At 56.8% G+C, this 21,884-nt stretch carries 18 protein-coding genes and 1 other RNA gene; 8 read left to right on the top strand and 11 right to left on the bottom strand.

Annotated features, from left to right (window positions below):
- Window positions 1-75 precede the first annotated feature (75 nt).
- From dapB to grpE, 4 genes are all read right to left on the bottom strand, one after another.
- A complete protein-coding gene (gene dapB / locus E4O97_RS15345; protein ID WP_005791500.1) occupies window positions 76-882 on the bottom strand; it encodes a 4-hydroxy-tetrahydrodipicolinate reductase in 807 nt (268 codons plus the stop codon).
- 10 nt (window positions 883-892) lie between these two features.
- A complete protein-coding gene (gene dnaJ / locus E4O97_RS15340) occupies window positions 893-2,017 on the bottom strand; it encodes a molecular chaperone DnaJ (RefSeq protein ID WP_005791501.1) in 1,125 nt (374 codons plus the stop codon).
- A 317-nt stretch (window positions 2,018-2,334) separates the two neighbouring features.
- Window positions 2,335-4,257 (bottom strand): molecular chaperone DnaK, encoded by a 1,923-nt coding sequence (gene dnaK / locus E4O97_RS15335; RefSeq protein ID WP_005791503.1) that lies wholly within the window; start codon window positions 4,255-4,257, stop codon window positions 2,335-2,337.
- 102 nt (window positions 4,258-4,359) lie between these two features.
- Window positions 4,360-4,920: a nucleotide exchange factor GrpE gene (grpE, locus tag E4O97_RS15330; protein ID WP_005791505.1), complete on the bottom strand. Its 561-nt coding sequence runs from the start codon at window positions 4,918-4,920 to the stop codon at window positions 4,360-4,362.
- 254 nt (window positions 4,921-5,174) lie between these two features.
- On the opposite strand from grpE, the gene recN reads away from it, so the two are divergent.
- Complete coding sequence (recN, locus tag E4O97_RS15325; protein WP_032879439.1) at window positions 5,175-6,848, top strand: DNA repair protein RecN; 1,674 nt, start codon at window positions 5,175-5,177, stop codon at window positions 6,846-6,848.
- Window positions 6,849-6,934: 86 nt separating this feature from the next.
- Here the strand turns inward: recN and fur are convergent, their stop codons facing one another.
- Window positions 6,935-7,339 carry a ferric iron uptake transcriptional regulator gene (gene fur / locus E4O97_RS15320; RefSeq protein ID WP_003194220.1) on the bottom strand — a complete coding sequence of 135 codons (405 nt, stop codon included), beginning with the start codon at window positions 7,337-7,339 and terminating at the stop codon, window positions 6,935-6,937.
- Between the two features lie 98 nt (window positions 7,340-7,437).
- Here fur and E4O97_RS15315 point away from each other — a divergent pair, with 98 nt between their 5' ends.
- On the top strand, window positions 7,438-7,965 hold the full coding sequence (locus E4O97_RS15315; RefSeq protein ID WP_005791510.1) for an outer membrane protein assembly factor BamE: 528 nt from the start codon (window positions 7,438-7,440) through the stop codon (window positions 7,963-7,965).
- 63 nt (window positions 7,966-8,028) lie between these two features.
- Here the strand turns inward: E4O97_RS15315 and E4O97_RS15310 are convergent, their stop codons facing one another.
- Both E4O97_RS15310 and E4O97_RS15305 read right to left on the bottom strand, forming a co-directional pair.
- Window positions 8,029-8,331, bottom strand: a complete 303-nt coding sequence (locus tag E4O97_RS15310; RefSeq protein ID WP_248161637.1) for an RnfH family protein — start codon at window positions 8,329-8,331, stop codon at window positions 8,029-8,031.
- Entirely contained in the window at window positions 8,324-8,758 is a 435-nt protein-coding gene (locus E4O97_RS15305) for a type II toxin-antitoxin system RatA family toxin (protein ID WP_005791512.1), read from the bottom strand. The genes E4O97_RS15310 and E4O97_RS15305 overlap by 8 nt, the downstream gene beginning before the upstream one ends.
- A 167-nt stretch (window positions 8,759-8,925) precedes the next feature.
- Between E4O97_RS15305 and smpB the strand changes: the two genes are divergently transcribed.
- Window positions 8,926-9,408 (top strand): SsrA-binding protein SmpB, encoded by a 483-nt coding sequence (gene smpB / locus E4O97_RS15300; protein ID WP_005791513.1) that lies wholly within the window; start codon window positions 8,926-8,928, stop codon window positions 9,406-9,408.
- Window positions 9,409-9,445: 37 nt separating this feature from the next.
- On the opposite strand, the gene E4O97_RS15295 is transcribed toward smpB, so the two are convergent.
- Window positions 9,446-10,213, bottom strand: coding sequence for a GntR family transcriptional regulator (locus tag E4O97_RS15295; protein WP_005791515.1), 768 nt, complete (start codon window positions 10,211-10,213; stop codon window positions 9,446-9,448).
- Between the two features lie 250 nt (window positions 10,214-10,463).
- Here E4O97_RS15295 and E4O97_RS15290 point away from each other — a divergent pair, with 250 nt between their 5' ends.
- The 5 genes from E4O97_RS15290 (at window position 10,464) to E4O97_RS15270 (ending at window position 17,387) form a co-directional block, all read left to right on the top strand.
- On the top strand, window positions 10,464-12,158 hold the full coding sequence (locus E4O97_RS15290) for a lactate permease LctP family transporter (RefSeq protein WP_032879436.1): 1,695 nt from the start codon (window positions 10,464-10,466) through the stop codon (window positions 12,156-12,158).
- A 70-nt stretch (window positions 12,159-12,228) separates the two neighbouring features.
- Window positions 12,229-15,039 (top strand): FAD-binding and (Fe-S)-binding domain-containing protein, encoded by a 2,811-nt coding sequence (locus E4O97_RS15285; RefSeq protein ID WP_248161635.1) that lies wholly within the window; start codon window positions 12,229-12,231, stop codon window positions 15,037-15,039.
- Window positions 15,040-15,175: 136 nt separating this feature from the next.
- Window positions 15,176-15,454, top strand: a complete 279-nt coding sequence (locus E4O97_RS15280) for a hypothetical protein (protein WP_020301768.1) — start codon at window positions 15,176-15,178, stop codon at window positions 15,452-15,454.
- A gap of 94 nt (window positions 15,455-15,548) precedes the next feature.
- Window positions 15,549-15,945, top strand: a transfer-messenger RNA (tmRNA) gene (gene ssrA / locus E4O97_RS15275).
- Window positions 15,946-16,130: 185 nt separating this feature from the next.
- Window positions 16,131-17,387, top strand: coding sequence for an integrase domain-containing protein (locus tag E4O97_RS15270; RefSeq protein WP_248161634.1), 1,257 nt, complete (start codon window positions 16,131-16,133; stop codon window positions 17,385-17,387).
- A gap of 156 nt (window positions 17,388-17,543) precedes the next feature.
- Here the strand turns inward: E4O97_RS15270 and E4O97_RS15265 are convergent, their stop codons facing one another.
- The 3 genes from E4O97_RS15265 to E4O97_RS15255 are packed head-to-tail and all read right to left on the bottom strand — an operon-like array spanning window position 17,544 to window position 21,878.
- Entirely contained in the window at window positions 17,544-18,851 is a 1,308-nt protein-coding gene (locus E4O97_RS15265; RefSeq protein ID WP_248161633.1) for an McrC family protein, read from the bottom strand.
- On the bottom strand, window positions 18,848-21,349 hold the full coding sequence (locus tag E4O97_RS15260) for an AAA family ATPase (RefSeq protein ID WP_248161632.1): 2,502 nt from the start codon (window positions 21,347-21,349) through the stop codon (window positions 18,848-18,850). Before E4O97_RS15260 ends, E4O97_RS15265 begins: the two co-directional genes overlap by 4 nt.
- Window positions 21,333-21,878: a hypothetical protein gene (locus tag E4O97_RS15255; protein WP_102368074.1), complete on the bottom strand. Its 546-nt coding sequence runs from the start codon at window positions 21,876-21,878 to the stop codon at window positions 21,333-21,335. Before E4O97_RS15255 ends, E4O97_RS15260 begins: the two co-directional genes overlap by 17 nt.
- Window positions 21,879-21,884 lie beyond the last annotated feature (6 nt).

Genomic DNA, 21,884 nt, shown 5'->3' with positions numbered 1-21,884 from the left:
GAATGCGACAGGACGTCGCTTAGCGGGTAAAAACGGGGCCTCAGGATAATCCCGAGGCCCCATTTAAGCTACTGATTAGTGCAGATCCAGCACGTCGCGCATGTCATACAGGCCCGGCTCGCGGCCTTCCAACCAGAGCGCAGCTCGCACTGCACCCTTGGCGAACGTCATGCGGCTTGAAGCCTTGTGCGTGATCTCCAGGCGCTCGCCTTCGGTGGCGAACAGCACCGTGTGATCGCCAACCACATCACCACCGCGCACGGTTGCAAAGCCGATGGTGTCGCGCGCGCGCTCACCGGTATGACCTTCACGCCCGTATACCGCCACTTTCGATAGATCGCGGCCCAGCGCATCAGCGATAGCTTCACCCATGCGCAACGCAGTGCCCGATGGCGCATCGATCTTGTGACGGTGATGAGTCTCGATAATCTCGATGTCGGCTTCGTCACCCAACACACGCGCTGCCAGGTCCAACAATTTCAGCGACAGGTTCACGCCAACGCTGAAGTTGGCAGCAAAGACGATCGGAATATCCTTGCCCGCCTCCACCAGCAACTGCTTCTGCTCAGCACTCAAACCAGTCGTACCGATCACCATGGCCTTGCCTGCCTTGCGGCAGAAGGCCAGGTTTTTCAGCATCACGTCAGGCAAGGTGAAATCGATGAGCACGTCAAACTCATCAGCCACCTGCTCAAGGCTGCCCGTCAACGAGACACCGATGCGGCCCAACGACGCCAACTCACCGGCATCCGCACCGATCAACGTGCTGCCCGGGCGAACAATCGCCGCCGTCAGCCCGGAGGCCGGCGAGCGTTGCTGCACCGCCTCGACCAGCGTCTTGCCCATGCGCCCGGCAGCGCCCATTACGGCTATACGTCGCATATTCACGTCCTTACAGGTCGCCGAAGAAGCGTTTCACGCCATCGAAGAAGCCAGTGGTTTTCGGCGAATGGGAGTCATCGCCTTCCAGCGAGCTGCGGAACTCTTCGAGCAGTTCGCGCTGACGACGGCCCAGGTTGACCGGGGTTTCCACCGCCACACGACACATCAGGTCGCCCGCACCGCCACCGCGCACTGGCGCAACGCCTTTGCCACGGATGCGGAACTGCTTGCCAGTCTGTGTCCCCTCGGGAATCTTGAGTTTGACTCGACCATCAAGGGTCGGAATCTCCAACTCACCGCCCAGGGCCGCATCGACAAAGCTGATCGGCACTTCGCAGAACAGGTGTTTGCCATCGCGCTGGAAGATCGAGTGCTCACGCACATTGATCACCACGTACAGGTCGCCAGTCGGACCACCCTGGGTACCCGCCTCGCCTTCGCCCGACAGGCGAATACGATCGCCGGTATCCACACCCGCCGGCACTTTCACCGAGAGGGTCTTGTACTCTTCAACACGACCTTCGCCGTGGCAGGAATCGCACGGGTCGGAAATGATCTTGCCCTGGCCATGGCAACGCGGGCAGGTTTGCTGCACCGAGAAGAAGCCCTGCTGCATGCGCACCTGACCGATGCCACCACAGGTCGGGCACGTGATCGGCGAGGAGCCTTTCTTGGCACCCGAACCGTCGCACGGCTTGCAGTTGACCAGCGTCGGCACACGAATATTGACGCTGGTGCCGCGCACGGCTTCTTCCAGATTCAACTCCAGCGTGTAGCGCAAGTCACTGCCACGCTGCGCGCCGCCACGTTGACCGCCACGGCCACCGCCGAAGAAATCGCTGAACACGTCGCCGAAAATATCGGAGAAGTTCTGACCGCCGAAACCAGCGCCACCACCACCCATGCTCGGGTCGACGCCGGCATGACCGTACTGGTCGTAGGCCGCACGCTTATTGGGATCACACAGGCATTCGTAGGCCTCATTGGCCTCTTTGAACATCTCTTCGGATTCTTTGTTATCCGGATTACGGTCGGGGTGGTGCTTCATCGCCAAGCGACGGTAGGCCTTCTTCAGGTCCGCCTCGCTGGCCCCGCGCTCCACACCCAATACTTCGTAATAGTCACGCTTTGCCATAAGTCTTTGCACTCTTAAGGACGTTCGGCCTGGCCCTCCTGAACCCTGCCAAACTCGTTGAGCCCCAATACAGGCCCGGACCCAACTCACGTCAATTCAACGATCCTGGTCATTACTGCTTTTAGCCAGGGACCCGGCCAAAAACGCGGTGAATGCCATTCGGAAAGCAGGAGCATTCCCGATCACACCGCCAGCATCCGAGCGTTGTCGCATGCTGTAAAAATTCGCATACCCCAGACACGCCAACGCGGGAGCAAGCTCCCGCGCGGCGACATCCTACCAGTCACCGCTTGTGAGCGGTCAACCGGGCGACCAAGTTACTTCTTCTGGTCTTCTTTGACTTCTTCGAACTCGGCATCGACAACATCGTCGTGCTTGGCTTCTGGCTCTGCCTGCTGCGCAGCACCGTCAGCCGGCTGGCCTTGTTCGGCGTACATTTTCTGAGCGACCGGTGCGGAGACTTTCGACAGCTCCTCGATCTTGGCTTCGATGGCAGCCTTGTCGTCACCTTTGATGGCGGCTTCCAGGGCAACCAAGGCCGCTTCGATTGCGGTTTTCTCTTCTTCGGTCACTTTATCGCCAGCATCAGCGATCATCTTGCGAGTCGAGTGAACCAGCGCATCACCCTGGTTACGGGCGCCAGCCAGTTCAGCAAACTTGGCATCCGCATCAGCGTTGGCTTCAGCATCACGAATCATCTGTTGAATTTCTTCATCAGACAGACCGGAGTTGGCCTTGATGGTGATCTTCTGCTCTTTGCCGGTTGCCTTGTCTTTCGCGCCGACGTGCAGGATGCCGTTGGCGTCGATGTCGAAGGTCACTTCGATTTGCGGCACACCACGTGGTGCTGGTGGAATCTCAGCCAGGTCGAACTTGCCCAGGGACTTGTTCTGCGCGGCTTGCTTGCGCTCACCTTGCAGCACGTGAATGGTCACGGCGCCCTGGTTGTCATCGGCAGTCGAGAACACCTGGGATTTCTTGGTAGGAATCGTGGTGTTTTTCTCGATCAGCGCAGTCATCACGCCACCCATGGTTTCGATACCCAGGGTCAGCGGGCTCACGTCCAGCAGCAATACGTCTTTTACGTCACCGGCCAATACCGCACCCTGGATGGCAGCACCCATGGCAACAGCTTCGTCCGGGTTCACGTCTTTACGTGCTTCTTTGCCGAAGAACTCGGTTACCAGCTTCTGAACCAGCGGCATACGGGTCTGACCGCCGACCAGGATCACGTCGTTGATCGAGCCAACGTCGATACCGGAGTCTTTCAGTGCAATACGGCAAGGCTCGATGGTGCGCTGAACCAGGTCTTCAACCAGAGCTTCGAGCTTGGAGCGCGAGATTTTCACGTTCAAGTGCTTAGGACCGGTAGCGTCTGCAGTGATGTACGGCAGGTTGACGTCGGTCGACTGAGCGGAAGACAGCTCGATCTTGGCTTTTTCAGCGGCTTCTTTCAGGCGCTGCATGGCCAGCGGGTCACCCTTGAGGTTCATGCCGCTTTCTTTCTTGAATTCGTCTACCAGGTAGTCGATCAGACGGATGTCAAAGTCTTCACCACCCAGGAAGGTGTCGCCGTTGGTGGCCAACACTTCGAACTGGTGCTCGCCGTCAACTTCTGCGATCTCGATCACGGACACGTCAAAAGTACCGCCACCCAGGTCGTAGACGATCACAGTGTGGTCGCCCTTGGCCTTGTCCATGCCGTAAGCCAGAGCGGCTGCGGTTGGCTCGTTGATGATACGTTTTACGTCCAGACCCGCGATGCGGCCGGCGTCTTTGGTTGCCTGGCGCTGGCTGTCGTTGAAGTAGGCCGGAACGGTGATCACCGCTTCAGTCACTGCTTCACCGAGGTAGTCTTCGGCGGTTTTCTTCATCTTTTTCAAGATTTCAGCCGAAATTTGCGGCGGCGACATTTTCTGGCCGTTTACTTCAACCCAGGCGTCACCGTTGTCGGCCTTGGCGATTTTGTAAGGGACCATCTTGATGTCTTTCTGTACGACTTCTTCGTCGAACTTACGACCGATCAAACGCTTTACCGCATACAGGGTGTTATGCGGGTTGGTCACAGCCTGACGCTTGGCCGACTGACCGACGAGGATTTCACCGTCGTTGGCGTAAGCGATGATCGACGGAGTGGTACGTGCGCCTTCGGCGTTTTCGATAACTTTTGCAACGCCGTTTTCCAGCACGGAGACGCAGGAGTTGGTGGTCCCCAGGTCAATACCGATAATTTTGCCCATGATTTACTCTCCCGAACTTTGAATTTGGTTGCCGCAGCAGTTGTGGCTAACTGCGGTAGCACTTAAACGCTTGACTTATAGATGGGGGCCTTGCGGCGGATTTCAAGCCTGCTCATCAATAGAAGGTGCAGCGGGTGCAGGAGCCTTGCTCACCACCACCATTGCCGGGCGCATCAAGCGACCATTGAGCTGGTAACCCTTCTGGAACACCTTCATCACGCTGTTAGGCTCCAGATCGTGGCTTTCCTGCATGGCCATGGCCTGGTGATGCTCAGCATTGAACGGCTCGCCGCCTTGCGGATCGATCGCTTCCAGCTGATAACGCTTCAGGGTGTCCTGGAACATTTTCAGCGTCAGCTCGATACCTTCACGCATTGGGCGGATGTTTTCGTCGGCCGGGTCAGACAACTCAAGACCACGTTCAAGACTGTCGATGATCGGCAGCAGATCGCCAGCGAATTTTTCCAGCGCGAATTTGTGAGCCTTTTCTACGTCCTGCTCGGCACGGCGGCGGACGTTCTGCAGATCGGCGGCAACACGCAACGATTGATCCTGCGCAGCGGACAATTGCTCTTCGAGCACTTGCACGCGGGTGGCCAGCTCATCACCGGCAGCCGCATTGGCGTCTGGAGTTTGCGTATCCTGCGTCTGTTCGTCAGCCATAGATTTCTCCTTTCAAAATCATGCGCGATCTCGACTCGCGCTTCTGTTCCGGTATATGGGGCCACAATTTCCAGGTTCAAGGGCGCGGGCGTTACCAAAAGTCTTTCGCATGACTCGGATCATTTCCTGCCCCTACATTCCTCATCGCGCTAAAAAAAGCTATTGATCAAGCAAATCGAGCTAAGCGCCAGGATTGTCAGCCACAAACAAAACACTGTATAAATAACCAGACCTCAAGCCTGGGAGCGGCCGTCATGCTCGTGCACCTGTCTGTACATAACTACGCAATCGTTGAACATCTGGATCTCGAACTGGATCGCGGGATGAGCGTAATCACAGGCGAAACCGGCGCCGGCAAGTCGATCATGCTCGACGCCCTCGGCCTGACCCTCGGCGACCGCGCCGACAGTGGCGTGGTACGCCCAGGCTCCGACAAAGCCGATATCCTGGCCACCTTTGACCTGGCCGACATTCCCGAGGCCGAAGCATGGCTGGTCGAGCGCGACCTGAACAATGAAGGCCCGTGCATTCTGCGCCGGGTGATCACTGCCGAAGGTCGCTCCCGCGGCTATATCAACGGCACGCCGTGCCCACTTGGCGACTTGAAAGCCCTGGGTGAGCTGCTGATCGATATCCACAGCCAGCATGAACACCAGTCCCTGCTCAAAACCGATACTCACCGCCGACTGCTCGACGAATACGCCGGCGCCACCGACCTTGCCCGCCAGGTTCAACTGGCCGCCCAACGCTGGCGCCAGACACGCCAGGAACTGGAACGCCTCTCCAACTCCGGCGATGAACAACGCGCCCGCCACCAACTGCTCAGCTATCAACTCGAAGAGCTTGAAAGCCTGGGCCTGGGCGAGACCGAACTGGAGCAGCTTGAGCAGGAACACAAGAACCTGACCAATGCAGAGACCTTGCTGGGTATCTGCCGCCAGGTCGTCGAGCAATGCAGCGAGAGCGACTCGGGCAATGTGCTCAACGCACTGACAGCCAGCCTCAATCGCCTGTCCAGCGTGAACAATGCTTCCGGCTCGTTGAATGAGGCCACTACCCTGCTCACCAGCGCACAGATCCAGGTTGAAGAAGCCGTCGGTGAACTCAACCGCTTCCTGGACCACTTCGATGCCGATCCGGCACGCCTGCAGGAAATAGAAGAGCGCCTGGACACCATCTATACCCTGGCGCGCAAGCATCGAATCCAGCCCACTGAACTGGCTGCCATGCAACAGAAGCTGCTGGATGAAATCGACACACTGAACGCCAACGACGAGTCCATCGAGCGACTGGGCGAGGAGCTCGCTTCGTTTGCCCGCCATTATCAGGAAAAGGCCCAGGAGCTGAGCGACCTGCGCCAACAGGCCGCCACCAGCCTGGCCAGCGCCGTCGAGCAGGAAATCCAGCGCCTGGGTATGCCGGGCGGGCGCTTCACCATCGAACTGCGCGCCAACGCCAGCCACGAACTGCAGCCCCATGGGCTGGAGCAGGTAGAACTGCTGGTCAGCGCCAACCCGGGTCAGCCACTCAAGGCCCTGGCCAAAGTGGCCTCAGGCGGCGAGCTGTCGCGGATCAGCCTGGCGATCCAGGTGATCACCGCCCAGACCTCGCGGGTACCAACGCTGGTATTCGATGAAGTAGACGTTGGCATCGGCGGGCCAACCGCAGAGATTGTTGGCCAGTTGTTGCGTCGCCTGGGAGATCGCGGCCAGGTACTCACGGTGACTCACTTGCCGCAAGTGGCCGCTCAGGGCCATCAACATCTATTTGTGCACAAGGTGCGCGGCAGCGACGCGACGCACACGGCCGTCTCCAAGCTGAACAAGTCCGAACGGGTAGAAGAAGTTGCGCGGATGCTCGGCGGTATCGACCTGACCAAGGAGTCGCTGGCTCACGCGAAAAAAATGGTCGTGGCCGCGAAGGCTTGAACGGGTACTTTTCCTCTTTATAGAAAGCACGAAGGCGACCCTAGGGTCGCCTTCAATCGTTTCGCAGAGCAAAACTGCGTCGATTTTTACTTTTTCTTACGGATGTACAGCACCAGATTATGGTCAACCAAATCGAAACCGTGCTCCTCAGCAATCTTATGCTGCAGCGCTTCGATTTCAGGGCTGGTGAACTCGATAACCTCATTGGTATCCAGATCAACCATGTGGTCATGGTGACCACCGTCAGCCAGTTCGAATACTGCATGACCGCCGTCGAAATTATGGCGAACCACCAGCCCTGCGGCTTCAAACTGGGTCAGTACACGGTAAACCGTGGCCAGGCCGACGTCCTCGTTAGACTCCATCAGCGCCTTGTAAACATCCTCGGCACTCATGTGGCGTTGCTCAGCAGAATCGAGCATTTGTAGAATCTTGACTCGTGGCAGAGTCACTTTGAGACCGGCTTTGCGTAGTTCGCTATTTTCAACCATGGTTAGCTTTCTCGCGGATGCTGCTTCGCAGCTTCTCTTAATACGGGTATGATCGGCGTTTACGTTGTCCCAGCCAAGATAGTGGAAGTCGCCCACCGATGCAAAACACCAAGCTCTTGCTAACCAGTTTCACCTTTGTGGGACTGCTCGCACTCGCCGGTTGTTCATTCCCCGGGGTTTACAAAATCGACATCCAGCAGGGCAATGTCGTCACGCAGGACATGATAGACCAGTTACGCCCGGGAATGACCCGACGGCAAGTACGGTTTATCATGGGTAACCCCCTGCTGACCGACACATTCCATGCCGATCGCTGGGATTATCTCTACAGCCTGCAGCCCGGTGGCGGTGAACGCCAACAGGAGCGCGTCAGTGTCATCTTCAATGGCAATGACCAGCTCGTGAGCCTGTCCGGTGACTTCATGCCCGGCGTAAGCCGCGATGAAGCCTTGCTGGGCAAGGACAGCGGCACCAACGTGACCGCGCCTGCGCAGGAAGCCGAAAAGCCGAAATCCGAGGTGCCGGCCAAGCCAGGCTCCTTGCTGGACCAGATCCAGAAAGACGTCGACGGCGTCGAAACTGTACCCGTCCCGACGCCACAGCCTCTGGACACCAGCCCGCAATAATTTTGCGGCGCTCGATAAAAAGCCCGGCATGCCGGGCTTTTTGTTGCCTGCCGGTTGGCAAGCCTAGGCGTTCTGTCGCTTGAGCATCGCCGCCTTGGCCGCACGCAGCCTGCGTATTTCCTTGGGGTCTGCCAGCAATGGCCGGTAGATCTCGATCCGATCTCCCGCCTGCACGGCACGCACATCAGCGTCCGGCACCACCTTACCGAAGATACCCAACGGGCAGTCCGCCAACGCCAACTGCGGAAAATGCTCTGCAATGCCCGACGCCAGCACTGCCGCCCTCAGGCTTGTGCCCACCGGTATCGCCACCTCCAGCAGAACCTGGCGACCCACATCGGCATACACTACTTCAATATCAACCATGCAATTGCTTGGCTCGCTGACAGAAAGCGTCCACCAAAGTATTTGCCGCCTGATTGAACAGTGGCCCCAACGTCGCCCGCACAATGGGGCCGGCGTAATCAAATGAAAGATCCAGACTGATCTTGCAGGCCTTATCTGTCAGCGCCTTGAACACCCACACGCCGTGCAGCTGGGTGAACGGCCCTTCCTGCAAATTCATTTCAATGGATTTGCCCGGCACCAGCACATTGCGCGTAACAAAATGCTGGCTGAGGCCCCCCTTGGCCACACCAACACTGGCGACCATATGCTCATCACTGCTCTCCAAAACCTCGGCAGTCGAGCACCAAGGCAGGAATTCCGGGTAACGCGCCACGTCGTTGACCAGGTCATAGAGCGCCTGTGCCGGATAGGGCAGCAGGGCCGAACGTTGAATATGCGTCGTCATGTGAGCGTTACTTCCACTGCTTAAGGCAAACGTCGCGAAAGTACAGCCCGATCCGCGAGAGAAAAAAACCAAAGAACTGCCCGTATTGTCCGGGATTCGTCCAACACGCTCAAGCACGCAGGTTGACCGTAGCCGACACGCTCGCAACTCCCTATAATGCCGCCCCTATGGCTAAACAAAAGAAACACCCCACAGGGACCATCGCGCAAAATAAAAAGGCGCGACACGATTACTTCATCGAACATCGGTTCGAGGCTGGTCTGGTCCTGGCCGGCTGGGAAGTAAAAAGTCTGCGTGCCAGCAAACTGCAGCTGGTCGACAGCTATGTGCTGCTCAAGGATGGCGAGGCGTGGCTGCTCGGCAGTCATATCACCCCGCTGACCACCGCGAGCACCCACGTGATTGCCGACCCGGTGCGCACGCGCAAGCTGTTGCTCAATGCCCGCGAACTCGAAAAGCTCGCCGCGGCCGTGCAGCAAAAAGGCTACGCGTGCGTCTGCCTGTCGTGGTACTGGAGCAAGCACCTGGTCAAGTGCGAAATCGCACTGGGCAAGGGCAAGAAGGAATACGACAAGCGCGACACCGAACGCGAGCGCGACTCCAATCGCGAACTGCATCGCGCCGTGCGCAACAAGGGCAAGGAAGACTAACCCTTGTAATGATGTAGCCGCGGGCCCCCCCCCGTGGCTACATGCCCTTACGTCGCTCCGCCCGCGCTACCCGCTGAACCTCCTGCCGCACTTCCTCCAACACTTCCTGCACGTACAACAGGTGACGTGTTGAAACGTCGCGCGCCTGCTCGGCCCGCCCCTCGATAATCGCCAGGTACAAGTCCCGGTGCTGACTGATCAGCATGTCGCGGGTCTCGGTGCGCTGCTGATACATACCGCCAATATTGGTCACCACGTTGCGCTTGAGCAGGTCGAACAACCCGCGAATGGTGTGCAGCAGCACCGCGTTATGACTGGCCTCGGCGATCGCCAAGTGAAACCTTGCATCCGCAGCGCCCTCCTCCACTCGGCTCACCTCGTCGGCTCGCGCATAGCAGTCCTGCAGCGCTTCGAACGCCGCCGTCAGTCGCTCACGGTCGACCTCGGTAGCACGCAATGCCGCGTAATAAGCACACGAAGCCTCCAGAGTCTGGCGAAACTCCAGAAGGTCGCGCTGCGCCTCGGGATTATTTTCCAGCAGATGCAGCAGCGGATCACTGAAGGTCGAGCCCAGGGAGTCCACCACATAGTTGCCGCCGCCCTGTCGACTGACCAGCAACCCCTTGGCCGCCAACTTCTGGATCGCCTCACGCAATGAAGGGCGCGACACACCAAATTGTTCAGCCAAAGCGCGTTCGGCCGGCAAGCGCTCGCCCGACTTCAACGTGCCCTCAAGGATCATGCCCTCAAGCTGCTCGACAATATCGTCAGACAAACGGCGCTGACGCACCTGATCAAACCCCATAACTCACTCTCCACCATCCCGACCACTCGCCGGGGCCCCTATTCTGGCCTATCGCCGCGCTGGCAGCACCTATCAGAACACCTTCGATTTACCCGATCAGAACACTCGACAGCCACTCTCAGACCAAAGTTTGACGAGCGGCAAATTGACACACCCCTGCCAAGGCTCTTAATCTAGCCCACAGCGGCTGTAAATTGGTATTACCAATTATCCAAGCTGACCAAACAACAACAATCAGGGGCCACCCCATATGCAAACCTGGCAACAGCTCTACAGCCCTCTCGGCAGCCTTGGCCTGTCCGCACTGGCCGCCGTTATTCCAATCGTGTTCTTCTTCCTGGCCCTGGCCGTATTCCGCCTCAAAGGCCATGTGGCCGGCAGCATCACCCTGGCATTGTCGATCCTGGTCGCCATCTTCGCCTTCCAGATGCCGGTCGACATGGCCCTGGCAGCGGCCGGTTACGGTTTTGCCTATGGCTTGTGGCCGATCGCCTGGATCATCGTGGCGGCGGTGTTCCTCTACAAGCTGACGGTCAAGAGCGGGCAGTTCGAGATCATCCGCAGCTCCGTCTTGTCGATCACCGATGACCAGCGCTTGCAGGTGCTGCTGATCGGCTTCTGCTTTGGCGCCTTCCTGGAAGGCGCGGCCGGGTTCGGCGCACCCGTGGCAATCACCGCCGCGTTGCTGGTGGGCTTGGGCTTCAACCCCCTGTACGCCGCGGGCCTGTGCCTGATTGCCAATACCGCGCCGGTGGCGTTCGGCGCACTGGGCATTCCGATCATCGTCGCAGGCCAGGTCACTGGCATTGATGCGTTCAAGATCGGCGCCATGACCGGCCGCCAACTGCCGCTGCTGTCGCTGTTCGTGCCCTTCTGGCTGGTGTTCATGATGGACGGCCTGCGCGGCGTGCGTGAAACCTGGCCGGCGGCATTGGTGGCCGGCTTGAGCTTTGCCGTCACCCAGTACTTCACCTCCAACTTCATTGGCCCGGAACTGCCGGACATCACCTCGGCACTCGCTAGCCTGATCTCCCTGACACTGTTCCTGAAAATCTGGCAACCCAAGCGCACCGCAGGCGCGCAGATTGCCGGTGCCACCTCCAGCGTAGCGGTCACCTCCAGCGCCGGCGGCTTTGGCTTGCCGCGCAGCACAGTGGTTTCACCCTACAGCCTGGGGCAAATTTTCAAGGCCTGGTCGCCGTTTCTGATCCTGACCGTACTGGTCACCATCTGGACCCTCAAACCCTTCAAGGCCATGTTCGCGGCCGGAGGTTCGATGTACAGCTGGGTGTTCAACTTCGCGATCCCCCACCTGGACCAACTGGTGATCAAAGTCGCACCCATCGTCACCAACCCCACCGCCATCCCCGCCGTCTTCAAGCTGGACCCGATTTCGGCCACCGGTACCGCGATCTTCTTCTCCGCGCTGGTCTCGATGCTGGTGCTGAAAATTGATATCAAGACTGGTCTTACCACTTTAAAAGAGACCTTCTTTGAGCTGCGCTGGCCGATCCTGTCCATCGGCATGGTGCTGGCGTTCGCCTTCGTCACCAACTACTCCGGCATGTCCTCGACCATGGCCCTGGTACTGGCTGGCACCGGCGCCGCCTTCCCGTTCTTCTCGCCCTTCCTCGGCTGGCTGGGGGTTTTCCTGACCGGCTCCGATACCTCATCCAACGCCCTGTTCAGCTCGCTGCAAGCCACCACCGCCCACCAGATTGGCGTCAACGACACCCTGCTGGTAGCGGCCAACACCAGCGGCGGCGTGACCGGCAAAATGATCTCGCCGCAATCGATCGCCGTGGCCTGCGCAGCCACGGGCCTGGTGGGCAAGGAGTCCGATCTGTTCCGCTTTACCCTCAAGCACAGCCTGTTCTTTGCCACCATCGTCGGGCTGATCACCCTGGCGCAGGCGTACTGGTTCACCGGTATGCTGGTGCACTGAGACCTGCACGTAATAGGGTAAGAATCGACGCCGGACAACGATGCCGGCGTCTGCTATTTCTGGAGGACCGATGAGCCTGCCTGCTGCTTTTCTCAGCGACGTCGCACAACTGATCCCGCAAGATCGCCGCTTCGACGATCCACTTTCCACCCTCGCCTTCGGCACCGACGCCAGCTTCTACCGATTGATCCCACAACTGGTGATCCGCGTGGAGTCAGAAGACGAAGTCGTCGCACTGCTGCAACTGGCCCAGCGCGATCACGTGCCGGTGACCTTCCGGGCCGCGGGCACCAGCCTGTCCGGCCAGGCGATCAGCGACTCGGTGCTGATCGTGCTCGGCGACAATTGGAACCACCGCGAAATTCGCGGGCAAGGCACACAGATCCGCCTGCAACCCGGCGTCATCGGCGTCCAGGCCAACGCCTGGCTCGCGCCGTTCGGGCGCAAGATCGGCCCGGACCCGGCGTCGATCAACGCCTGCAAAATTGGTGGCATCGTTGCCAACAATGCCAGCGGCATGTGCTGCGGTACGGCACAAAACACCTATCACACCCTGGCGGGCATTCGTTTGGTACTGGCCGATGGCAGCCGCCTGGACACCGAAGATGCCGCCAGCGTGCAAGCCTTCCGCCAAACACACAGTGCACTGCTTGAACGCCTGGCCACGTTGGGCCGCGAGACACGCGCAAACGCTGAACTGGCTGCGAAGATTCGCCACAAATACCGTTTGAAAAACACCACCGGCCTGTCACTCAACGCCTTGGTGGATTTCGACGACCCGCTGGATATCCTCAGCCACCTGCTGGTCGGCTCCGAGGGCACCCTGGGGTTTATCAGTGCGGTCACCTACGACACGGTGATCGATCACCCGAACAAAGCCTCGGCGCTGATCGTGTTCCCGGATGTCGAGACATGCTGCAACGCAGTAACGGTGCTGAAAACCCAGCCGGTTTCAGCCGTTGAACTGCTGGACCGACGCAGTATGCGCTCGGTGCAAGACAAACCGGGTATGCCCGCATTCGTACAACACTTATCGGAAAATGCCTGCGCACTGCTGATCGAATCCCGCGCGGCCTCGCCATCATTACTGCACGAACAACTAACCCTGATCATGGCCTCTCTGGCGGCGTTTCCCGTAGAAAAACAGGTCGACTTCACCGAAGACCCCGTGGAAAACGCCCGCCTGTGGGCGATCCGCAAAGACACCTTCCCCGCCGTAGGCGCCGTACGCAAAACCGGCACCACCGTGATCATCGAAGACGTCACCTTCCCCGTCGAACAACTGGCGATCGGCGTAAACCGCCTGATCGAACTGTTCGACAAACATCACTACGACGAAGCCATCCTTTTCGGACACGCCCTGGAAGGCAATCTGCACTTTGTATTCACCCAAGGCTTCAACAGCAGCGAAGAAGTCACACGCTATCAAGCGTTCATGGACGACGTCGCACAACTGGTGGCGGTGGAGTTCGGTGGCTCGCTGAAGGCCGAACACGGCACCGGTCGCAATATGGCGCCGTTCGTTGAACTGGAATGGGGCAGCGACGCCTATCAATTGATGTGGCAACTCAAGCGCCTGCTCGACCCCAACGGCATCCTCAACCCGGATGTGGTGCTCAGCGAAGACCCACAAATCCACCTCAAACACCTCAAGCCCCTGCCCGCCGCCGATGAGCTTGTGGACAAGTGCATCGAGTGTGGCTTCTGCGAACCCGTGTGCCCCTCGAAAGGCCTGACCCTGAGCCCACGCCAGCGCATTGTGATCTGGCGCGACATCCAGGCCAAACGCCGCGCAGGCGTAGACACCACCGAACTGGAAGCGGCCTACCACTATCAAGGCATCGACACCTGCGCCGCCACCGGGCTATGCGCCCAACGCTGCCCTGTAGGCATCAATACCGGCGACCTGGTGAAAAAGCTGCGCAGCCGCGAAGCAGACCGTACGAAAACCGCCGAATGGCTCGCCAGCCATTTCGCCACCGCATTGCAAGGTGCGCGCTTCACCCTGCACGTCGCCAATGGTGCACGCATGTTATTGGGTGCCCCGCGCCTGACAAAGTGGTCGGCCACCGTGACCAGACTGTCCAAAGGGCAAATCCCGCAGTGGACCAATGCCATGCCACAACCGGAAAAAGCCATTCGCTTCAGCCCGCCAGTTACAGATGAGCGCCCGCGGGTGGTCTACCTGGCCGCCTGCGTCTCACGCGCCATGGGCCCGGCAGCCGGGGATAAAGAACAGATGTCGCTGTACGACAAAACCCGCAACCTCCTGGAAAAAGCCGGTTACCAGGTCGTATTCCCCGACAATCAAGACAACCTGTGCTGCGGCCAGCCCTTCGCCTCCAAAGGCTATGCCGAGCAGGCCGAACACAAGCGCCAGGAACTGATCGGCGCCCTGCTCCACGCCAGCCGAGGCGGCCTCGACCCGATCTATTGCGACACCAGCCCCTGCACCCTGCGCCTGGTACAAGACCTCGGCGAAACCCGCCTGGACCTCTACGACCCGGTACGCTTTATCCGCACCCACCTGCTGGACCGCCTCGACTTCACGCCGCAGGAAGCCCCCATCGCCGTACACGTCACGTGCAGCACCCAGCACCTGGGCGAAAGCCAGGCCCTGATCGAACTGGCCCGGCGCTGTGCAAAAACCGTCGTCATCCCCGAAGGCATTCACTGCTGTGGCTTTGCCGGCGACAAAGGCTTCACCACCCCGCAACTCAACGCCCACGCCCTGCGCTCACTCAAGGATGCCGTGCAACATTGCAGCGAAGGCATCTCCACCAGCCGCACCTGCGAGATCGGCCTGAGCCAGCATGGCGGCATCGACTACCACGGCCTGGTCTACCTGGTAGACCGCGTCACCCGCGCCCGCGCCCACTGACCCCGCAAAAAAACCGAACCCTGGCGCACCAGCGCAGTCATCTGCATAGGCCTCGACAAACGAGGCCCATCAGTGATGTCGCTGGCAGCGGTTGCACGCCAGCAGCGTCGAGCCCTTTTGCGCAAGGAGACACCCTATGAAGCGTTCCGCTCTTGCTGGCTTGTTCATGACCGCTGCGATGCTCGCCTCCCCCGCTTTCGCCGCCGGTGACAAAGACCTGTGCCAGATCAACCTGGACAAAATCAACAACGGCAAAGCCCTGCTGGCCACCGACACCAGCGGTAAAAGTGGCGAAATAGACACCGCCGTCTCCCAGGCCAAGGCAGCCCACGCCGCAGGTGATGAGAAGAAGTGCATCGAAATCACCTCCAAGGCCCTGCAAGACCTGCAGAACAGCGAGAAAGGCGGCCAGTAAGCGATAGGGCCAACCTTCGGGTTGGCCTTCGCTGAGCTTTTGGCGTACACTGCACAGGCTTGTCACTCACTAAGAAACAACGAGTTACAAGCACGGGGCCGTTTAGGATTCGACGCCGGTCGCGAAACTTTAGGTGCATGCCGAGTTGGTAACAGAACTCGTAAATCCACTGTTGCAACTTCTTATAGTTGCCAATGACGAAAACTACGGCCAGGAATTCGCTCTCGCTGCGTAAGCAGCCTTAGCCCTGAGCTTCTGGTACCTTCGGGTCCAGCAATCACCAGGGGATGTCTGTAAACCCAAAGTGATTGTCATATAGAACAGAATCGCCGTGCAGTACGTTGTGGACGAAGCGGCTAAAACTTACACAACTCGCCCAAAGCACCCTGCCCTTCGGGTCGCTGAGGGTTAACTTAATAGAAACGGCTACGCATGTAGTACCGACAGCGGAGTACTGGCGGACGGGGGTTCAAATCCCCCCGGCTCCACCACTTCAACATCTAAAGACGTCCACGGACGTCTTTTTTTGTGCTTGAAATCCAGTAAATACAGGGGTTTACAGGCCACTGGCGTCCCTAGACGTCCGGCAGAATCCACGCCATCTGGTATTCCACATGGTATTCCAAGCACTTCAGTGGTAATTTTTGGAATACCAATTGATGTCATGGAACTCCTCATGTGCGCCCAAGCCACCCGCCTCTCTGATCGCCAGCTCAAAGCGGTAAAGCCGAAAGACAAGGACTACGTCCTCAGCGATGGAGACGGCTTACAGCTGCGTGTGAGGGTCAATGGCTCTACGCTATGGAACTTTAACTACCGACAGCCGATCACCAAAAACCGCATCAATATGGGCCTCGGTACCTACCCAGAACTCTCACTCGCTCAAGCCAGGAAGAAGACGGTCGAAGCCAGAGAGCTTCTCGCCCTGGGCATCGACCCGAAAGCACAACGCAGCGAGTTGGAGCAGACAAAAAGGCAGGCAACCGAGCACACATTCGAGAACGTGGCGCTGGCCTGGTTTGAGCTGAAAAAAGATTCGGTCACACCGGCCTATGCCGAGGACATCTGGCGCTCACTTACGCTGCATGTCTTCCCATCGCTTGGCACCACGCCAATTTCGCAGGTCAATGCCCCAAGAGTTATCGACCTGCTGCGCCCTTTGGAAACCAAAGGTAGCCTGGAAACCGTGAAGCGACTGACCCAACGACTCAACGAGATCATGACCTACGGCGTGAACTCGGGAATGATCTTTGCTAATCCACTCACCGGCATTCGGGCCGTTTTCAAGAAACCGAAAAAACAGAATATGGCAGCCCTCCGCCCTGAAGAATTGCCAGAGCTAATGGTCGCAATCGCCAATGCGAGCATTAAAAGAACAACGCGCTGCCTGATCGAATGGCAACTGCACACCATGACTCGTCCAGCGGAAGCCGCTACGGCGTCTTGGGCTGACATCGATCTAGAAAAGAAAATCTGGACGATCCCGGCGGAGCGTATGAAGAAACGACGTGCGCATGTCATACCACTGACCGAACACGCACTCGCTCTGCTGGAGACGATAAAGCCCTATAGCGGCCACAGAGAGTACGTGTTCCCAGCCGACAGAGACCCACGGGATCATACCAACAGCCAGACGGCAAACATGGCCCTGAAACGTATGGGATTTGAAGGTAGGTTGGTGAGTCACGGTATGCGCTCCATGGCCAGTACTATCCTCAACGAACACGGCTGGGACCCAGAGCTGATCGAGGTAGCGCTTGCCCATGTCGATAAAGACGAGGTTCGAAGCGCCTATAACCGAGCGGACTATATCGAGCGCCGACGCCCGATGATGGCTTGGTGGAGCAACCATATCCAGGAAGCAGCTACCGGCAACCTGTCTGTATCAGCTATCAGAGAAAACCGAGATAAAAAAGTCGTTTCGATAAGGTGACCCGGCCAATCAATGGTTGAGAAATGGGGTCATAGACATGGTTCGACGCCGCATTGAGGATGCGTCGCGGGAAAAGGAGAATTGACCGGGAGGTGATTTGATAGTGAGTTGACTCTAATCCAGCCCCTTGCAACTACTACTCATCATTGACAAACCTCAGCCCTCTTCAACTTGCTTGGCCAAGTAGCTGTCGCTCAGTGGCAGACTCATGAGCTCCACGCCGTAAAGGCGTTCGTCCGTCAGGTCAAAAGGTAGCACATGCAACCGCAAATGATCGCCAAGTTGGAACGGTGGCAAGGCCTTTTTAAACTTGGACCAACGTGGATAGATCAGGGCCATCTCACCTTTACCGTGCAGGTACTTCTGACCGTAGACGAACAACTGATAGAAGTCAGCCTCGCTCAGATCATACTTGCGCTCGCGGGCAGAGCCATCCAAGCGTTTCCATTTGGCATCCAGCACCCACATCGGCTTGTTACCCTGCACAATCAGTAAGTCAGGCTTAAGGCAGAACATCTTTTCTTGATCATGATCACACAAATATTCGCTGGCCACTTGCGACTTGAGTGAAGCACTTGCATCCAGTTGCTTACGAAACCAAGTCTCAAGATAGCGCTCAAACAACTTCTCCATCGGGAACAGTAGGCTCATACCCTGCCAGTCACCGGCCACCGCAATCGGCATCTGTTTTTTTAGAATCAGTTCGCACCAAGGTTTGATCGCCTGATAGTGCGCCATCAGTCGATCGCAGCTCCAGACTCTGAAGTCTGCCTGCATTTGTCGACTGGCCGGAACCTCAGCGAGTATCGAACGCAACTCATTCGCTAAGCGCCAATTAGCTGCATCCTGAGTAGCCTTAAACACCTGCTCCAGCGCCAGCTTGAGCAAGCGATTCTCTGCCCGATCAGGTAAAAATACATCATGGCGAATCTGGAAGTAATGCTGACGCCCCAGTGGCTGGCGCATCTGCCCCACTATATTGAGCTGGCCACGCAGAAAGCGCTGCTCTTCTTCTAAACGCTTATAGTCAAAACGTATGCCACACTTGACCAAACGATCGAGCTCATTAAGGAATTGCCCCATTACCCACTCTGTAAGCGGGGCATTGAATAGTTCCAGCCCGGTCACTGACACTTGGCGCGGTTTGAGAGACAAAGCAGCTTGAATCAGTTTACGCAACAGAGCTCGACTCTCACGCTCGCAATCCCCTTGCTCAAAATGCTTTGGTAGAACCTCCAAACGAGTGCCACAAGGCGTTTCAAGCACACCTACGTAGCTGTCCCACCGAAGCGATCGTCGCCCCTCCACTTGCAACAGGGTGGCACCTCCGCGATTGAAGCGAGCACTTAGGTCGCAAAGCCAATCGAAGGCGGTTTCAGATATTTGTGCACAGTCAAGATTGCCAAGCGGGACAACAGCTGTCGTAAGCTTAGCGTACTCCCGAATAGTAACTTGGGTACTCAAACGCCAAACGCCTCAAGCTCTTCACTCTGTACTTTGGCCTCAGCCTTAACCGCTATCACGCCAACATATGCGGTGATTTGCTTGAAAGCAGACACATTGATACGCCATACCTGGTCTTGTGCCGGCACACTGCTACCAAATAGCGAGACGAGGTCCTGCTTGTAACGCACAACAAAACGATCCACAGGAGGCTTGCGATGATCATTCAACACCCACTGAATACGCTGCCAGTCTTCGAAGAAGTACTCCTGCAGCAATGGCAGCACCTGATTGCGAAAGATCAATTCCAGCCGTTCCAGGTTGCGATCTTCTAGCAACGGCATAAAGTAGGCGTGCCCCAAGCAATGATCGCGATCCAACAATACTTCGATACGCTGGTTTAGCACTCGCAGTAGTTGACCTATATTCACACCCTCCACCACCACCTCATCCAATAGATCAGGCTGAGGAAGCATCTCTGTAAAGGTGAAGCGACGGCGCAATGCAATATCCAACCCTGCCAACGATCGGTCCGCCGTGTTCATAGTGCCAATGATGTAAAGATTGTCTGGCACGCTGAAAGACTCTCGCGAGTAAGGCAGCTCTACAGGCAAGCACTCATCCGCGCCTTGGCGCTTGGAAGGCTCAATCAAGGTGATCAACTCACCAAATATGCGTGATACATTTCCACGATTGATCTCATCTATAATAAGCACATATGGTTTACGTATTTCTTTAGTAGAGGCTCCGTCCTCCGGAAGACCTGCCTTTATATAATCCGCAATTCCTTTGACGTAACTCTCACAATAGATATTGCTCGGCCGCACACCATGAAGTAATTGACGAACATGCTCTATATTTGCCGGAAGTCCGCTTGCGGAGACAGAAGCTTGAGGAAAACAACTAAGCGTCGTATTTCCATCACGATGCTCTACACGGAATCGTTTCCCCCTTGAAGTTTCAAGTGTGATTGGTTCCTCCGCGGCGCGCTCGACGAATTGTTGCAGTAAGTCATCCAGGGTTGGCACACCCGTAATGGCAGCCGCATCCGCACAGATTTTCTTGAAGATGCCATCCTCGGGGTGATATCGAATCTGGCCATTATCGGTACTTGCGCGCAGCCCCTCGATAAAGTCCTCATAGCTGAAGCTCTGATGGAAAGTCACAAACCGAATACGCCTTTCTGCTACCAGCTCATCGAAACGGGATTTCAAGCGCCTGCGCATCTCTACATCACTGCGACCACTCTCCACCAGCACTGTAGGATCAAGAATTTGTAATGCATGATCGATAGTAGAGTAGGTTTTTCCAGTACCGGGAGGACCAAACAGAATCTGGTTGAGTGGGATATTCAAGTGTTTCATTACAATCGTTCCTTGCGCAGAGCCATCGCTATCAACAACCTCACCCCCATGCAGCGTTTCCGATAACTGCCACATGGCAATGTTGTTCTCCAATACGGGAGTACCATCTACTCCAGCATTCGCCATGAGAGCTTTAATCTGCTGATTTAGGCTGCACCAGTCTTGCCCCCCGGTAGCATCCTTGACCAATTGGAAATGCGAGGCTAGGCCGGCTAGCAAAGATTGGCAGGCATCTGCCTTCAATAGAGAGGTGTAACGGTCAGGGGCAAAGGCAGCGAACACCCGGCTGATCATCGCGGGTCGATTCTTGTTGAAGTCGCCGGCCTGAACGCCGACTTTCCATTGATCAAGAATCTGCTTGAAGGTCTCGGCCGTCGGCGCCGCCATTATTAACTGCGTCATTTTGGCGACCTTCTCCCGCTGGGTATCAAGCTCGCTGCGCGATAACACACCTTGCTTGAGGCTGGAAACGCCGTTATCACGCTCTAGCCATAGACGCTCCAGAGCCAATTGATCCAGCTCGCTCTTTCCATCGCTCAGAGTACTCGCCCATTGGGTAATGGCTCTATAGCTGTCTAACCATTTAGGGCGCGACTCTTTTCCATCAGCCGAACTCCACTCGATGTATTGGCGCAAGCTGTGCTTGCCCTTACCCGCTTGCCACAATTGATTTAGCGTCGGCACGACTGACTCAGCAATTTTTCTGCCAGATGTTTGGTCATCCCAACTCTGATCGGCAAGCGCCTTTTTGAGCAACAATAAGGGCAACAAACTATCGGCACAGGTTTTCCTTAGCTCATCAATGCGACAGCTCACTCTATTGGTAGGGTTTAAGCGATCCTCCGCATCTGTTTTTACTTGAAGAGTTCTGGTAATTACGCCTTTAGCCACAATACCGCGAGGCTCTTCAAACAAGCGAATCAAATATACCGTATCTCCAATTTCACGCGCAGGAGCATTGCAAAACAATGTCAGCTCATCGCCAACACTAATATCACTCAGATCACCCTCACGGTAACCGTCATTCCAAATCGATAAAGGTGATGCCCCTAAAGACAGCAGATAGGTCGGCGCCGCAGACGTATTGTCCTCCCCAGGCACGCTCTCTGAAGCCAGTTTCACTTCTTTACTGTAAGTGTCAATCCTTTGAACCATTGTCAGTCCCTCGAGGTACGAATCCAGTGTTCTGTGTGAGCTGCTCCACTGTACTTATTTGTCGTTCTTCATGATCAGCCTTGGTTTTTATAATATCAGCAGGAACAAGAGATAGAACCACAGTCCAAAGTTGCCAGAGAGTGAGAGTCGCCAATGAACCGTAAGAAAGGGACCTCATAACCTCAACATGTTCAATCAAAAAATCAAATCGCTTTAAGAGCGGAGCAATAATACCTATTAGCAGGACTACGCAAAGTATTGCCGTAGAATGAACAATTGGAGTGAATAGCCTAGCCATTCCACTCCCATTCGTAGGTTTAGACGGCTCGCCCTTTCTAAATGAAATCTTTAATCGATCAGGATAGATAATGGCAAGCCAGGCCCCAACTACTGCGAAAATAATTGATGCAGTTGCTCGTAACGCCTCAAAAAGAGGCCATTGCTCCTGAAAAGGCACAGATCGACCTTGCCAAAATGCCAAGCCGACTATGGCAATTGAGCAAATGAATGCAAAAATCTTGGCTATCACAATAGG

The organism is Pseudomonas sp. W15Feb34 (genome assembly GCF_023127765.1).
GTDB lineage: Bacteria > Pseudomonadota > Gammaproteobacteria > Pseudomonadales > Pseudomonadaceae > Aquipseudomonas > Aquipseudomonas synxantha_A.
Note: the sequence above shows the minus strand (reverse complement) of the source record. Positions and strands in the feature narration are given on the sequence as shown.